A 13,868-nucleotide genomic window follows, 5' to 3' on the forward strand; every position below is an offset into this window, starting at 1 on the left:
GCACGGCCGCCGGGGGAGGGATTTGCGGTACGGCTCCGAGGGCCGGGGTCCCGGGACGGGGCGCCGGTCGCGGGCCCGGGGCGCGGGGCGCTCCGGGCGCGGGCTCAGCGGGACTGGAGGACCGGCAGCGCGGGCGCGCCCGTCGGCAGCATGTGCTTGGCGGCGAGAACGGGGGTGTCCCCGACGCGGACCACCTGGGTGATCAGGACCGCGGGGGTGTCGGCGGGGCGGCCCAGCTGCTCGCCGCGGCGCTTCCCGAGGAGGGTGGCGGTGATCCCGCTGTGGGCGTGCAGGGCGGTCTCGCGGGAGGCGCCGAGCAGGACCGAGAGCATCGAGACCGCGCGGTCCGCCTCGGTGGCTTCCTCGCACTCCCGCAGCGCGGCGGCGAAGGCGGGGTGGGCGCGGTCCAGGACCTCGTCCGCGGCGGCCCACTCGTGGCTGAGCGCGGCGGGCCCGGACTCGCCGCCCAGGACCGACTCCCAGAAGCGCAGTTCGGCGCGGGCCGGGGCCAGCAGGTGCTGGGTGGTGAAGTCGGTGGGCTCCTCCAGGGTGCGCAGCAGGGCCCGGACGCGCGGGCCGGTGCCGCCGCCGATCAGCTCCTCCAGCGGCTGGACCTGCTCGAAGCCGCGGCGCGGGGGCCGCGCGTTCACCGTCCGGCCGACCCCCCGGCGTACCGTCAGCAGCCCGTCCTCCTGGAGCAGCAGCAGCGCCTCGCGCAGGGCGGGCCGGCTCACGCCCAGTTCGGCGGCGAGCTTCGGCTCGGAGGGGAGGGTGGATCCGGGCGGGTAGGTGCCGTCGTGGACGGCGTCCGCGATCCGCTCGTAGAGCGCCACCACGGGTCGCCGCCGGTGCCCGCTGACCGCCAAGGCCCCTCCTCGTACCGTCTCGTCCCGTCGTCCGGCCACCACCGTAGCGGCCGCTGTTGTCTGACAAGTCACCCGGACGGCGCTGTCCACCGTCCCGCCGACGTGCCCGTCCCCCCATTCTGGTCCCACGGGTACGCCCGAGACGGACGACGGAGGAGAGGGCGGGCATGAGTCCCAAGGACACGGCGGGCACGCGGAAGGGCGACCGGTTCGGCGCCATCACCCCCGGACGGATCGTGATGGCGGTCGTCGCGGTGCTCCTGCTCGTCTTCATCTTCGAGAACACCCGCGAGGTCAGGATCCGGCTGCTGATCCCGGAGGTGACGATGCCGCTCTACCTCGCGCTCCTCGCCACCGCCCTGCTGGGCGCGGCCTGCGGCTGGTACGCGGCCCGGAGGGGCCCCAGGGGGACCAGGTGAAGCGCGGCACGCTGATCGGGGCGGGCGCGGCGCTGGCCCTCGCCGCGGTGGCCGCCGGGGCGGCCGGCGACGCGGACACCCGGCGGGCCCGCCGGGCGGCCTCCGGCCCGTGGCCGCCGATGCCGGACTTCCTGGGCGGCGGCCTGTGGCGGGTCTTCACCCGCCTGGACCACCGCACCCGGCTCGACGTCCACGACGCGAGCGGCCGCGACCGCCGCGTCCTGTGGCCCCCGCGCTGGCGCGTCTGCACCCAGTACCCCTCCGCCGGCACGGGCCTCGACCACCGCACCACCGTCGTGATCGGCGTCCTCCGCAAGGGCGAACCCTGCCCGGTCCGCGTCACCACGGCCCGCCGCTGACGCCGGCCGCCAGGGCTAGCCTGGCCGCATGCGCGACGATCTCGACCGTTTCCTCGTGGCCGGGCCCCGTGTGGGGCTGCGGCCGTTCACGCCGGAGGACGGTGAGGAGTTCGTCGCGCGGGCCGAGGAGAGCGTCGGGCTGCATCGGCCGTGGCTGTTCCCGCCGCGGACGGCCGCGCACTACGCCGCGTACGCGGGGGCGCTGACCGAGGAGCCGGCGCGGGCCGGGTTCCTCGTCTGCGAGCGGGAGGCGGACGGCCGCATCGCCGGGTTCCTCACGGTCAACAACATCGTCCACGGCGCCTTCCGCAGCGGCGCCCTCGGCTACGGCGCCTTCGCGCACGCCGCCGGGCGCGGCCTGATGGGGGAGGCGCTCGGCCTGCTCCTCGCGCACGCCTTCGGGGAGATGGGGCTGCACCGGCTGGAGGCCAACATCCAGCCCGGCAACGGCCCTTCGCGCGCCCTGGTCCGCCGGGCCGGCTTCCGCCTGGAGGGCTTCTCGCCCGCGATGCTGTTCATCGACGGGGCCTGGCGGGACCACGAGCGCTGGGCGATCACCGACCCTTGCGGTTGATCTTCATCGTGTCGAGGTCGGTCACCGTGGACTTCAGCCCCTTGTAGCCGTGCCCCAGCGCGCCCAGCGCCGTCTCCACCCGCTCCTCGGCGAGCGCGCCGGCCATCTCGTCGCCGTCCTCCGCGTCCGACTCCACGACCAGCCGGTACGAGAAGTGCTTCAGCGTCCGGTCGTACGCCAGCGAGCCCTCCTCGGTGAACCGCATCGCCGCCATGCCGTGCTCCTCCACCTCGGCGAGCAGCCGCTCCCGGCTCTCGGCCGACAGCCCGTCGAAGGTGCCCCGCACGATGACCCGGTAGGTGTGTGGCGTGCCCATCTCTCGTACTCCCGTGGTGCTCCCGGTGCCCGCCCCGGCGGCGGACGACCCTCCACCCTAGGCCGGGGACCGGGCCCGGCGCACGCCCATTAACCGCGGCGGAAAGCCCTGGTCACGCGGTCTGTTCAGGGCGGGCCCCGGCGTGTTCCATGGGCGGATGACGACCGTACGACGTGCCGTGCTCACCCTCCCCGCGGCCCCGCTCGGCCCGGACAACCCCCTGCCCGCCCTCCGCACCCCCGGACCCGCGCACGCGCTGGGCCCCGAGGAGCTCGCCGCGCTGCCGCGCGACATGGCGCGCGGCATCGGCCGGGCGCCGCTGCGCAGCCTGCTGCCCGCCCCGGTCCGCGACGGCTACGGCCGGGACCGCCGGGAGACCGCCCTCGACGCCCTCGTCCTGGAGAACGACCGCCTGCGGGTCACCGTCCTGCCCGGCCTCGGCGGCCGGATCCACTCGCTCCACCACAAGCCCACCGGCCGTGAACTCGTCTACCGCAACCCGGTGTTCCAGCCCGCCGCCTTCGCCCTCAACGGCGCCTGGTTCTCCGGCGGCATCGAGTGGAACACCGGCGCCACCGGCCACACCACCCTCTCCTGCGCCCCGCTGCACGCCGCGACCGTCCCCGCGCCCGACGGCACCCCCATGCTCCGCCTCTGGGAGTGGGAGCGGCTGCGCGACCTGCCCTTCCAGGTCGACCTGTGGCTGCCCGAGGACTCCGACTTCCTCCTCGTCGGCGTCCGGATCCGCAACCCGCATGAGCGGCCCGCGCCCGCCTACTGGTGGTCCAACACCGCCGTCCCCGAGCGCCGTCGCGTCCTTGCCCCCGCCGACACCGCCTGGCACCACGGTTACGAGCGCGGCCTGCGCAAGGTCCCCGTACCGGCGGGGGAGGACGGCACGGACCGCTCCCGGCCCGGACGCAGCACCCATGCCGCCGACTGGTTCTACGACGTCCCCGACGGCCGCCGCCGCTGGATCGCCGCCCTCGACGAGGACGGCACCGGCCTCGTCCAGACCTCCACCGACCCGCTGCGCGGCCGCAAGCTCTTCGTCTGGGGCACAGGACCCGGCGGCCGCCGCTGGCAGGAATGGCTCACCGAGCCCGGCACCGACGGCTATGCCGAGATCCAGGCCGGACTCGCCCGCACCCAGCTCGAACACCTCGAACTCGCCCCGGAGTCGGAGCTGAGCTGGCTGGAGGCGTACGGGCCGCTGGCCGCCGACCCGGACACCGCGCTCGGCGCCGACTGGGCGGCCGCAGGCGCCGAGGCCGAGCGGGCCCTCGACCTGGCCCTGCCCCGTACCGCCGTCGACGCCGCGCACGCGGCCTGGCGCGAGCGGGCCGCCGACACCGACCCCGAGCCGGACGCGGTCCTGGCGGCGGGCTCCGGCTGGGGCGCCCTGGAGGTCCTGCGGGCCGGCCACGACCTGCCCGGCACCCCCTTCGCCGAGGCGACCCTCGGGGAAGGGCAGGAACCCTGGCGGGACCTGCTCCGCACCGGCGTCCTGCCGCCGCCCGCCAAGGGCGACGCGCCGTTCCCGCCGCAGACCTCCCCGGCCTGGCGGGACATGCTGGAGACCGCCCCCGCCGATCCGTCGACCGAGTACCACCTCGGCATCGCCCAGTGGCACGCCGGCGACCGGGCCCAGGCGGTACGCAGTTGGGAGCGGGGCCTGGCCGGGGCGGCGGTGCGGTGGCCCCTGCTGTACTGCCTCGCCGTCGCCGACCGCGAGGACGGGCACCCGGAGCGGGCCGCCCACCGCTTCGCCGAGGCGTGCGCGGAGCTGGACGGGACGCTCGACGGGCCGGCCGCCGTGACGACGGCGGCCGCGCTGACCCGCGAGGCCGTCGACGCCCAGCTCGCGGCCGGGCGGACCGACCGGGCCCGCGCCCTCTGGCAGGCGCTGCCCGATGAGGTGCGCGCCCGGGGCGCCTTCCGCCTCCTGGAGGCCCGGCTCCTCCTCGCCGAGGAGCGCCCGGCCGAGGCCCGCGCCGTCTTCGACGCGGGCTTCGAGGTCCCGGACCTGAGCGAGGGCGCCGAGATCCTCGGCGAGCTCTGGTCCCGGCTCACCGCCGAACCCCTCCCGGCCGCCTACGAGTTCCGCATGCGGCCCTGAGACGCGGCCGGGGTCACGGCACGCGGCACAGGATCTCGCCGTGCGGGACCATGAACCAGGCGTCCTCCCGGGTGCCCCACTCGCGCCAGGCCGCGCCGATCTCCTCCAGGTCCTCGCGGGTGGCGTGGCCGCCCGCGACGGCCAGCTCCGCGTAGGAGGAGTCCGTCGTGCGGTCCGCCCACAGGCCGCTCCACCAGGCCCGCTCCCCGGGGGTGGAGAAGCACCAGGCGGCGGCCGTGGTGGTGACGTCGGTGAAGCCGGCCTGCCGGGCCCAGGCGAACAGCCGCCGCCCGGCGTCCGGTTCGCCGCCGTTGGCCCGCGCCACCCGGTGGTAGAGGTCCAGCCAGCCGTCCAGCGCGGGCCGTACGGGGTACCAGGCGAAGGCGCCGTAGTCGCTGTCGCGGGCCGCGACGATCCCGCCCGGCCGGCAGACGCGCCGCATCTCGCGCAGCGCCCGCACCGGGTCGCCCACGTGCTGGAGCACCTGGTGGGCGTGGACGACGTCGAAGGAGTCGTCGGGGAAGTCCAGCGCGTGCACGTCCGCCACCTTGAACTCCACGCCGTCCAGGCCCCGTTTGGCGGCGGTGGCGCGGGCCTTCTCCAGGACGTCCTCGGCGGCGTCGACGGCGGTGACCCGGCCGGGGGCGACCAGCGCGGCCAGGTCGGCGGTGATGGTGCCGGGTCCGCAGCCGACGTCCAGCACGTCGAGGCCCGGGCGCAGCTCGTCCAGCAGGTAGGCCGCCGAGTTGGCGGCGGTGCGCCAGCTGTGCGAGCGGAGGACCGACTCGTGGTGGCCGTGGGTGTAGACGGCGGACTCGTGGGCCTTGGGCTGCTCGGAGGCGTGCGACATGGAACCGACTCCCTCGGTGTGGGTACGTGCCTCCACCGTAGGCCCATCTGCCGCATGGTGAGACTGGCGTCTCGCAATATGGACGGAACGGATGCGCCCGGGGAAGCGAACAGGGGCTCGCCAGAACGGAGTTCGGAGAGGGCGTCTGCGGGCTGTCGCGGAATCGTTGTGGATTGAAGTTGGTTTCTAGAAAGGACTTCTATATGTTTCCGCCCAGGGGCGCGCAACGGGGGGCGCGTTCCGCGGGGGGCGGCCCGGACCGTGGGGGGAACCGGGCCGCCTCCTGTGACAGCCTCCTGTGACCGCCTCCTGTGACAGCCTCGTGAACAGGCGCCCCCGCATCCGGACCTGACGCACCGCGCACCCCTACGATCGGCCCGCCGCCGTCCGGCGGACCGACCCGTGACCGTGCCGAGGAGTCCCGTGCCGCATCCGTCCGCGCCCGCCCGCCGAACCCTCCTGAAGGGCCTCGCCGCCACCCCGGCCGCCGCCGCGCTCGGCGTCCCCGCCGCCCACGCCGCCGCCGCCCCACGGGCGGAGGCCGCGCCCCTCGCCGCCCCCGGCATCGTCAAGCCGCTGCCCGCCGACCGCTTCACCGTGCGCGGCACCAACGCCGAGGCCCGCTTCGACGCCTTCGCCGACACCGGCTTCCTCACCCCCGCCGACCGCTTCTTCGTCCGCAACCACACCTCCACCCCCGTCCTCGACGCGAGCGGCTGGCGGCTCACCCTGCGCGGCGACGGACTCCACGGCCGCGGCCCCGTCCACTTCACCTACGGACAGCTCCGCGACCTGCCCTCCGTCACCCGGACGGCCCTCGTCGAATGCGCCGGCAACGGCCGCAGCCTCTACACCACCCAGCAGGGCCAGGCCGTCTCCGGCACCGCCTGGACCCTCGGCGCCGTCGGAGCCGCCCGCTGGCGCGGCGTCCGCCTCGCCGAGGTGCTGCGCCGCGCCGGACTCGCCCACGACGCCGTCGACCTGCTGCCGTCCGGCCTGGACGACCCGTACGTCTCCGGCGGCACCGACCACGGCCGGGTCCGCCGCCCGCTGCCGGTCGCCAAGGCGCTGGACGACGTGATCCTCGCGTACGAGATGAACGGCGAGCCCCTCCCGTACGACCACGGGCACCCCGTCCGGCTCGTCGTGCCGAACTGGGTCGGCATCGCCTCGGTCAAGTGGCTCGGCGAGATCGAGGTCTCCACCCGGCCGCTCACCAGCCCCTGGTCCACCGACTGGTACCGGCTCCTCGGCGAGGCGCACCCGCCCGGCGGCAGCGCCCCGATCACCCGGCAGACCCTCAAGTCCGGCCTCCAGCTGCCCTTCGGCGCCACCCTGGAGGCCGGCCGCGTCCACCGGCTCACCGGCCGCGCCTGGTCCGCGCACGCCCCCGTCCGCTCCGTCGACGTCTCCACCGACGGCGGCGCGACCTGGCGCCCCGCCCGGCTCCACGACGGCCCCCGGCGCGGCGCCTGGGTCCGCTGGTCGCTGCCCTGGCGGCCCGCCCGCACCGGGCCCGAAACCCTCCTGACCCGCACCACCGACGCCGCCGGGAACACCCAGCCCGACCGGTCCGCGCACAACCCCCAGGGCTACCTCTTCGACGCCGTCGTCCGTCACCCGATCACCGTCGTCTGAGGGGGCGGGGCGGAGCGTTTGTACTTATAAAGGGCAACGGGGACGCCGTGCCCGGCGCCCCGTGCGCTCAGGAGGTACGGGACATGCGGGAGACGGCTCCGGAAGGCCGCGGCCCGGTCCGCTACGGACCCCTCGCGCCGGAGAGCGGCCGGCCCGTCCCGCCGGGACTCGCCGCCCTCCTCTCGGCCGCCGCCGGCCGGACCGACCCCGAACCGCCCGGCGGCGGGCCCGTCCTGCGCGAGGCGGCCGCCGGCTACTGGTGGCGCCGCGGTCTGCGCGGCCACGCCGAGGACGCCCTCGTCGCCCCCGGCGCCCCCGCCCTGCTCCTCGCCCTCCTCGCCGCCCACGGCGGCGACGTGCTGCTGCCCCGGCCCTGCCCCGCCTGGTGGACCCCGCAGATCCGGCTCCTCGGCCGGCCCGCGTACCACGTGCCCACCACGCCCGAGGCGGGCGGCGTCCCCGACCCGTACGCCCTCCTGGAGACCGTCCGCCGGATCCGCGCCGAGGGCGGCGACCCGCGCGTCCTGCTGCTCTCCGTCGCCGACGACCCCACCGCCACCGTCGCCCCGCCCGAACTCGTCCGCGAGAGCTGCGAGGCGGCCGTCGCCGAGGGCCTCCACGTCATCAGCGACGAGACCTGGCGCGACACCCTCCACCACCCCCGGGAGACCGTCCTCCTCAGCCCCGCCGAGATGTGCCCCGACGACGTCACCGTCCTCGCCGACCTCGCGGGCGGCGGACTCGTCCCCGCCTCCTGGCCCTGCGCCATCGCCCGCTTCCCGCCCACCGGCGCCGCCCGCGCCGACCGCTACGGCGACCCCCGCGCCCGCGCCCTCGACGTCCTCACCGCCCTCGGCGCTGTGCTCCCCGCCCCCGTCGCCCCCGCGGCCGCCCACGCCCTCGACGAACCCGAGGACGTCTCCGTACCCGCGCTGCGCGCCGCCGCCGTCCACGGCCGGCTCGCCGCCGCCGCGCACCGCGCCGTCCTCGCCGCCGGCGCCCTCGCCCGGCCGCCCCGGGCCGGCCGCCACCTCTACGCCGACCTCGCGCCGCTGCGCGCCGGACTCGCCGCGCACGGCGTCACCGACTCCCTGGAGCTCGAACAGCACCTCACCACCCGCCTCGGCCGGCCCGTCCCCGGCGGCCACCGCTTCGGCGACGAGCTCGGCGCCCTCCGCGTCCGCCTCGACACCGGCCCGCTGCTCGGCGCCACCCCGCCCGAGCGCGCCGAGACCCTCGCCGCCCGCGTCCCCGAGGAACTGCCCCAGGCGGTACGGGCCCTGGCCGAACTGGCCACCGCCCTCGCCGAACTGGCCCGCCCCGCCGACCCCGGCCCCGAGTCCGACGCCGACGCCGCCGCGCAGAACGGAGCCCGCTGATGACCGAACGGACGGCCCGCCCCGCCCCGGCCACCGAGGCCCCGCGCCGGCCCGCCCCCGCCGCGCTCCCCACCTCCGTGCTCCAGCCGCTCGGCCGGCTGCGCGAGGACTGGCCCCGCACCTTCGCCGACCGGCTCACCGCGCCGCTGCCCGGCGTCCGCGCCCTCGCCCGGCTCGCCCGCGAAGGAGCCGTACGCCCCCGGCCCGAGGGCCTGCGGGACGTCCCCCAACTGCCGTTCGAGCCCGGCCCGCTGCCGCCCGCGGGCACCACGACCGTCGCCGCCACCTGGGCCGGGCACGCCAGCTGGATCCTCCGCGTCGGCGGCCTCACCGTCCTCACCGACCCGGTCTGGTCCCGCCGCATCTTCGGCACCCCCGCCCGGCTCACCCCGGTCGGCGTCCGCTGGGAGGACCTGCCGCCGGTCGACGCCGTCGTCATCAGCCACAACCACTTCGACCACCTCGACGCCCCCACCCTCCGGCGCCTCCCGCGCACCACCCCGGTCCTCGTCCCCGCGGGGCTCGGCCGCTGGTTCCTCCGCCGCGGCTTCACCCGCGTCACCGAGCTCGACTGGTGGGAGGCGGCCGAACTCGGCGGCGTCCGCTTCGACTTCGTCCCCGCCCACCACTGGTCCAAGCGGACCCTCCTGGACACCTGCCGCTCGCTGTGGGGCGGCTGGGTGCTCACCGACCCCGCCGGGCACCGCGTCTACTTCGCCGGGGACACCGGATACGGCCACTGGTTCGCCGAGATCGGCCGCCGCCACCCCGGCATCGACCTGGCGCTCCTCCCCATCGGCGCCTACGACCCGCGCTGGTGGCTCAGCGACGTCCACACCGACCCCGAGGAGGCCGTCCGCGCCCACCAGGACCTGGGCGCCCGCCGGATGGCCCCCATGCACTGGGCCACCTTCGTCCTCTCCTCCGAACCCGTCCTCGAACCCCTCACCCGCGTCCGCGCCGCCTGGGCCCACGCCGGACTGCCCCGCGAGGACCTGTGGGACCTCCCCGTCGGCGGCTCACGCGTCCTCGTGCCGTAGCCCGCCGCGCCGGCCGCCCCGCAGCCGCCGCCACACCGCCGGAACCGCGCTGATCAGCAGCGTCAGACCCACCGCCGCCACCACGCCCTGCCACGGCTCCGGGAAGAGCGAACCGCCCAGGATCCCGATCAGCTGGTACGTCGCCGCCCACGCCAGACAGGCCGCCGCGTCGCCCCGGGCGAAGCGCCGCAGCGGCATCCGGGCCAGCAGACAGGCCAGCATCACCGGGATGCGGCCGGCCGGCACCAGCCGGGACAGCACCAGGACCGACACCTGGTGGCTCTCCAGTCGCGCCTGCGCGTGGGCCAGCCGGTCCGGGGCCGCCCGCGAGCGCAGCGCCTCCAGCCAGCGCGAGCCGTTCCTCGACCGCACGCCCCGCTGCCCCAGCCAGTACAGCGCCAGGTCCCCGAGGAACGCGGCGGCGGAGGCCAGCAGGAAGACGACCAGCAGCGAGAACGGCGACGACTGGTGGAAGGCCACCACCGCCGCCGAGCTGACGATCGCCCCCGTCGGCACCACCGGCACCAGCGCGCCCAGCGCCACCAGCAGGAACAGCGAGGGATACCCCACCGCCTGCTGCGTCGACTCCGGCGGCAGATCCTGCACGGCGGCGACGGCGGCGAGAGCGGCCACGGCGGCCGGCAGGCCCGTCGTCACCTGGCGACCTCCGGCCGCACCCGCTCGCCGTGCCCCAGCAGGTGCACCGCCACCTTCGGCGCCAGCCGCGCCGCCTGCCGCACGAACTCGTCGCCCGGCGCGTGGAACTCGTGCGGCCGGACCCCGTCCAGCCCGATCGGCCAGTACGTGCCGTAGTGCACCGGCACCGCCGCGGCCGGGGACAGCGCCGCCAGCGCCTGCGCCGCCCGCCCCGCGTCCAGATGCCCCTGCCCCAGGTACGGGCCCCAGCCGCCCACCGGCAGCAGCGCCACGTCCACCGGCCCGACCGCCTCCGCCATGTCGTCGAAGAGCCCGGTGTCCCCGGCGAAGTACGTCCGCGCCTCGCCCTCGACGACGTACCCGAGCGCGGGGGAGCGGTGCGGGCCGAACGGCAGTCGCCGCCCGTCGTGCGCCGCCGGCACCGCCCGTACCGTCACGCCCTCCACCTCCACCTCGTCCCCCGCCGCCATCTCCGTCAGCCGCAGCCCCGCCGCGGCCAGCCGGCGCAGACCCGGTACGGCGCCGGGCGCGCCGCGCGGCACCAGCAGCCGGGTCCCCGGCGCGAGCCGGGCCAGCGACGGCAGGTGCAGGTGGTCGGAGTGCAGGTGCGAGACGAGGACCGCCTCCGCGACCGCCGCCTCGGGCGGCGGCGGGGCGCCGCGCCGGCGGCGCAGATGCGCCAGGCGGCGGGCGAACAGCGGATCGGTCAGGAACCGGACCCCGGAGTCCTCGACCGTGCAGGTCGCGTGTCCCCACCAGGTGACCTCCACCGGCATGCCGCCCTTCCGTCGCCCCGCGCCTTCTCTACCCGAGAGTAGAGGCCCGGAGGCCCTCCCGTGCGGCTGCGCCGGGCAGTAGGGTCGGCGCATGAACGACGTCCGGGTGGCGGCGATCGCCAGCCTCACCCCGCTCGAAGAACTCGATTCCGACCCCTTCCTCGTCGACACGAGGGGCCAGCACGCGATGTGCGCCCGCTGGGCGGTCGAACGCGGTTACGTCCTCACCCGCCAGCTCCTCTTCTACGGCGTCCGCCCCGACCACGACGAGCTGTGGGCCGACGTCGAGTCCGGCGAGGTCGACGTGTTCGTCGCGGCGAACGAGGGCGTCCTGGCCCGGGCGGTCACGTCGGTGCCTGCCTTCCGCGCGGAGTGCGCCCGCCGGGGCGTGCGCGTGGAGACCGCCGACGCGGCGCCCCCGCGCTACGACTCCGCCGCCAGGGCCGCCGTCCACCGCCGCCTCTCGATGCCGACGGCCGGCTACGACGGCAGCTGACGGCCCGCTGTCCCGTAGATCGATCCCTCACCGCTTGTCCCCTCGCCGGGTGCGCACGCCCTCCACGGGGGAGGTATGTCAGGGTGGGGGAACGTTTGGGCGGAAGGTGCGGGTGGCGTGGGCGACGGGCGAGGGAGCGACCGGCGGTGGCGGGGCGCGGGGCGGACGGCTGTGCGGGTGCTCAGCGTGTGGGGCGTGTCGACGGTCACCCTCCTCGTCCTCGCCGGGCTGCTGCCGGACTTCCAGCTCCAGTCGCCCGACGGCGACAGCTTCACCCGGACGGCCCTGACCGCCGCCTGGGCCGCGGGCGCGTTCGGCCTGCTCACCGCGCTCGTCTGGCCGCTCGTCGTCCGCGCCCTGCTGCTCGTCCCCGCGCTCGTGCTCGGGCTGCTCGTGTTCTTCCTCAACGGCTCGCTGCTGCTCGTCGCGCTGTGGCTGATCCCGGACGGGCGGGGCGTCGCCGACCCCGAGACCGCCGTCGTCGTCGCGGCCGTGATGTCCGCCGTGGCGTCCGCGACCTCCACCGCGCTGGCCGTCCGGGACGACGACGCGTACCGCCGCCGCCTGTACCGGCAGACGGGCCGCACCCGCGCCCGCGACCCCCGCTCGGTCCCGGCGCCCGCGCCCGGCACCCTCTTCCTCCAGCTCGACGGCGTCGGCCACGAGGTGCTCGCGCGGGCCGTCACCGACGGGCTGATGCCGACCGTGGCGGGCTGGCTCGACGCGGGCCACCGGCTCACCCCGTGGCGGACCGACTGGTCGAGCCAGACCGGCGCGAGCCAGCTCGGCATCCTGCACGGCACCAACGAGGACGTGCCCGCCTTCCGCTGGTACGAGAAGGACACCGGGCGGCTCATGGTGTCGAACCGGTCGGCGAGCGCGGTGGAGCTCCAGCGCCGGGCGGTGCGCCGCACCGGCGACGGCGGACTGCTCAGCCTGGACGGCGCCTCCCGGGGCAACCTGTTCAGCGGCGGCGCCGACCAGGTGGCGCTGGTGCTGACGGTGGCGGCGCGCCGGGGCCGCCGCAACCGCTCGCGCGCCGGCTACTTCGCGTACTTCGCCGACCCGGCCAACGCGGTCCGCACCGCCGGCTCCCTCGTCAACGAGGTGGTGCGCGAGATGGCGCAGTCGACCCGGGCGCGGCTGCGCCGCGAGACGCCCCGGATCGGGCGCGGCGGCACCTACCCGTTCGTGCGCGCCTTCGCGACGGTCGTCGAGCGGGACGTGGTGGTCGCGGCGGTGATGGGCGACATGCTCGCGGGCCGTACCGCCGTCTACGCGGACCTGGTGGCCTACGACGAGGTGGCGCACCACTCGGGCCCGCAGGGCCGGGACACCGACCAGGTGCTGCGCCGGCTCGACCGCTCGCTGGCGCTGGTCGCCCGGGTCGCCGAGCACGCCCCGCGGCCGTACCGGATCGTGCTCCTGTCGGACCACGGGCAGAGCCCGGGGGAGACCTTCGAGGGCGCGTACGGGCTGACGTTGAAGGACCTGGTACGGGCGGGCTGCGGGCTGCCGGTGTCGCGCCGGGTGGGCCGGACCCGCAGCGGCGCGGAGGCCAGGGACGCGGCCAGGGACGCGCTGCGCAGCGCCCTGCACCGGCCGGTGGAGACGGGCGAGGAGACCGAGCGGGAGCTGCCCGTCCGGCGGTCCGAGCCGGTCGTCCTCGCCTCGGGGAACCTGGGCCTGGTCTCCTTCCCCGACGTGCCGCACCGGATGACGAAGGAGGAGATCGACCGGCGCCATCCGGCGCTGCTGCGGACCCTCGCGCAGCATCCGGGGATCGGGTTCCTGCTGGTGGCGAGCGCCGCGCACGGTTCGGTGGTGCTGGGCCGGGACGGCGTGGAGGTGCCGGTGGCGGAGCTGGCCGACGACGGGCCGCTGGCGGTCTTCGGCCGGGGCGCGGCCGACGCGGTCCGGCGCACCGACGGCTTCCCGCACGTCGCCGACGTGATGGTGAACTCGATGTACGACCCGGCGACCGGGACCGTGCACGCCTTCGAGGAGCAGATCGGCTCGCACGGCGGTCTGGGCGGCGAGCAGTCCCGCCCCTTCCTGCTCTCCCCGCCGGAGCTGTCCCCGCCGGTCGAGGAGGGGGAGGAGCTGGTGGGCGCCGAGCGGGTGCACCGGGTGCTGCGGCGCTGGCTGCGCGAGACGGACGGTCCGCAGGTGCCGCTGGAGCGACGGGCGACTCCGTCGGGGACTCCGTCGCGGACTCTGTCGCGGACTCCGTCGCGGACTCGGGAGGATTCCCCGCCCGAGGAGGAAACGGAATCAAATCTTCCGGTGGAGGGCTCGGTCATGCCGGACAAAAACCACTGACTGGACGGTTGTTCGCCGTACCCGACCATGGTCCGGTTCCGGAGGATTGTCCGGTAC

The 13,868-nt window shown here is 76.6% G+C and carries 14 protein-coding genes; 9 read left to right on the plus strand and 5 right to left on the minus strand.

Translation table 11 applies throughout. From position 1 onward, the window contains the following. Window positions 1-104: 104 nt before the first annotated feature. A complete protein-coding gene (locus ACFXMG_RS30275) occupies window positions 105-866 on the minus strand; it encodes a GntR family transcriptional regulator (RefSeq protein WP_383828243.1) in 762 nt (253 codons plus the stop codon). Window positions 867-1,033: 167 nt separating this feature from the next. On the opposite strand from ACFXMG_RS30275, the gene ACFXMG_RS30280 reads away from it, so the two are divergent. Genes ACFXMG_RS30280 through ACFXMG_RS30290 form a run of 3 tightly spaced genes read left to right on the plus strand, consistent with a single transcriptional unit; the run spans window position 1,034 to window position 2,218 of the window. Continuing rightward, window positions 1,034-1,285, plus strand: coding sequence for a lipopolysaccharide assembly protein LapA domain-containing protein (locus ACFXMG_RS30280; RefSeq protein ID WP_383828245.1), 252 nt, complete (start codon window positions 1,034-1,036; stop codon window positions 1,283-1,285). After that, window positions 1,282-1,644 (plus strand): hypothetical protein, encoded by a 363-nt coding sequence (locus ACFXMG_RS30285; RefSeq protein ID WP_383828247.1) that lies wholly within the window; start codon window positions 1,282-1,284, stop codon window positions 1,642-1,644. Before ACFXMG_RS30280 ends, ACFXMG_RS30285 begins: the two co-directional genes overlap by 4 nt. 28 nt (window positions 1,645-1,672) lie before the next feature. Then, complete coding sequence (locus tag ACFXMG_RS30290; protein ID WP_383828249.1) at window positions 1,673-2,218, plus strand: GNAT family N-acetyltransferase; 546 nt, start codon at window positions 1,673-1,675, stop codon at window positions 2,216-2,218. Here the strand turns inward: ACFXMG_RS30290 and ACFXMG_RS30295 are convergent. Further along, a complete protein-coding gene (locus ACFXMG_RS30295; protein ID WP_383828251.1) occupies window positions 2,199-2,534 on the minus strand; it encodes a DUF6204 family protein in 336 nt (111 codons plus the stop codon). The two genes, ACFXMG_RS30290 and ACFXMG_RS30295, sit on opposite strands and share 20 nt — an antisense overlap. A gap of 157 nt (window positions 2,535-2,691) precedes the next feature. On the opposite strand from ACFXMG_RS30295, the gene ACFXMG_RS30300 reads away from it, so the two are divergent. After that, window positions 2,692-4,653 (plus strand): DUF5107 domain-containing protein, encoded by a 1,962-nt coding sequence (locus ACFXMG_RS30300; RefSeq protein WP_383828253.1) that lies wholly within the window; start codon window positions 2,692-2,694, stop codon window positions 4,651-4,653. 13 nt (window positions 4,654-4,666) lie between these two features. Here the strand turns inward: ACFXMG_RS30300 and ACFXMG_RS30305 are convergent, their stop codons facing one another. Beyond that, window positions 4,667-5,503, minus strand: a complete 837-nt coding sequence (locus ACFXMG_RS30305; RefSeq protein ID WP_383828255.1) for a methyltransferase domain-containing protein — start codon at window positions 5,501-5,503, stop codon at window positions 4,667-4,669. A 423-nt stretch (window positions 5,504-5,926) separates the two neighbouring features. Here ACFXMG_RS30305 and ACFXMG_RS30310 point away from each other — a divergent pair, with 423 nt between their 5' ends. From ACFXMG_RS30310 to ACFXMG_RS30320, 3 genes are all read left to right on the plus strand, one after another. Further along, on the plus strand, window positions 5,927-7,141 hold the full coding sequence (locus tag ACFXMG_RS30310; protein ID WP_383828257.1) for a sulfite oxidase: 1,215 nt from the start codon (window positions 5,927-5,929) through the stop codon (window positions 7,139-7,141). 83 nt (window positions 7,142-7,224) lie between these two features. Beyond that, complete coding sequence (locus ACFXMG_RS30315) at window positions 7,225-8,520, plus strand: aminotransferase class I/II-fold pyridoxal phosphate-dependent enzyme (RefSeq protein ID WP_383828259.1); 1,296 nt, start codon at window positions 7,225-7,227, stop codon at window positions 8,518-8,520. Further along, a complete protein-coding gene (locus ACFXMG_RS30320; protein WP_383828261.1) occupies window positions 8,520-9,560 on the plus strand; it encodes an MBL fold metallo-hydrolase in 1,041 nt (346 codons plus the stop codon). Before ACFXMG_RS30315 ends, ACFXMG_RS30320 begins: the two co-directional genes overlap by 1 nt. Here the strand turns inward: ACFXMG_RS30320 and ACFXMG_RS30325 are convergent. Both ACFXMG_RS30325 and ACFXMG_RS30330 read right to left on the minus strand, forming a co-directional pair. Then, complete coding sequence (locus ACFXMG_RS30325) at window positions 9,540-10,217, minus strand: DedA family protein (RefSeq protein WP_383828263.1); 678 nt, start codon at window positions 10,215-10,217, stop codon at window positions 9,540-9,542. The two genes, ACFXMG_RS30320 and ACFXMG_RS30325, sit on opposite strands and share 21 nt — an antisense overlap. Continuing rightward, complete coding sequence (locus tag ACFXMG_RS30330) at window positions 10,214-10,993, minus strand: MBL fold metallo-hydrolase (protein ID WP_383828265.1); 780 nt, start codon at window positions 10,991-10,993, stop codon at window positions 10,214-10,216. The genes ACFXMG_RS30325 and ACFXMG_RS30330 overlap by 4 nt, the downstream gene beginning before the upstream one ends. 91 nt (window positions 10,994-11,084) lie before the next feature. On the opposite strand from ACFXMG_RS30330, the gene ACFXMG_RS30335 reads away from it, so the two are divergent. Then, window positions 11,085-11,489: a hypothetical protein gene (locus tag ACFXMG_RS30335; protein ID WP_383828267.1), complete on the plus strand. Its 405-nt coding sequence runs from the start codon at window positions 11,085-11,087 to the stop codon at window positions 11,487-11,489. A 75-nt stretch (window positions 11,490-11,564) separates the two neighbouring features. Then, the gene (locus ACFXMG_RS30340; protein ID WP_383828269.1) at window positions 11,565-13,811 is read left to right on the plus strand and encodes a phage holin family protein; all 2,247 of its coding nucleotides are present in this window, start codon (window positions 11,565-11,567) and stop codon (window positions 13,809-13,811) included. Window positions 13,812-13,868: the final 57 nt, after the last annotated feature.

The organism is Streptomyces sp. NPDC059201 (assembly GCF_042754585.1).
In the GTDB taxonomy this organism is placed as follows: Bacteria; Actinomycetota; Actinomycetes; order Streptomycetales; family Streptomycetaceae; genus Streptomyces.

Excerpts from the sequence above, each read along its gene's own strand:
- ACFXMG_RS30335 (WP_383828267.1), top strand. The coding sequence starts at position 11,085 with ATGAACGACGTCCGGGTGGCGGCGATCGCCAGCCTCACCCCGCTCGAA.
- ACFXMG_RS30300 (WP_383828253.1), top strand. The coding sequence starts at position 2,692 with ATGACGACCGTACGACGTGCCGTGCTCACCCTCCCCGCGGCCCCGCTC.
- ACFXMG_RS30340 (WP_383828269.1), top strand. The coding sequence starts at position 11,565 with ATGTCAGGGTGGGGGAACGTTTGGGCGGAAGGTGCGGGTGGCGTGGGC.
- ACFXMG_RS30330 (WP_383828265.1), bottom strand. The coding sequence starts at position 10,993 with ATGCCGGTGGAGGTCACCTGGTGGGGACACGCGACCTGCACGGTCGAG.
- ACFXMG_RS30315 (WP_383828259.1), top strand. The coding sequence starts at position 7,225 with ATGCGGGAGACGGCTCCGGAAGGCCGCGGCCCGGTCCGCTACGGACCC.
- ACFXMG_RS30320 (WP_383828261.1), top strand. The coding sequence starts at position 8,520 with ATGACCGAACGGACGGCCCGCCCCGCCCCGGCCACCGAGGCCCCGCGC.
- ACFXMG_RS30305 (WP_383828255.1), bottom strand. The coding sequence starts at position 5,503 with ATGTCGCACGCCTCCGAGCAGCCCAAGGCCCACGAGTCCGCCGTCTAC.
- ACFXMG_RS30280 (WP_383828245.1), top strand. The coding sequence starts at position 1,034 with ATGAGTCCCAAGGACACGGCGGGCACGCGGAAGGGCGACCGGTTCGGC.
- ACFXMG_RS30295 (WP_383828251.1), bottom strand. The coding sequence starts at position 2,534 with ATGGGCACGCCACACACCTACCGGGTCATCGTGCGGGGCACCTTCGAC.
- ACFXMG_RS30290 (WP_383828249.1), top strand. The coding sequence starts at position 1,673 with ATGCGCGACGATCTCGACCGTTTCCTCGTGGCCGGGCCCCGTGTGGGG.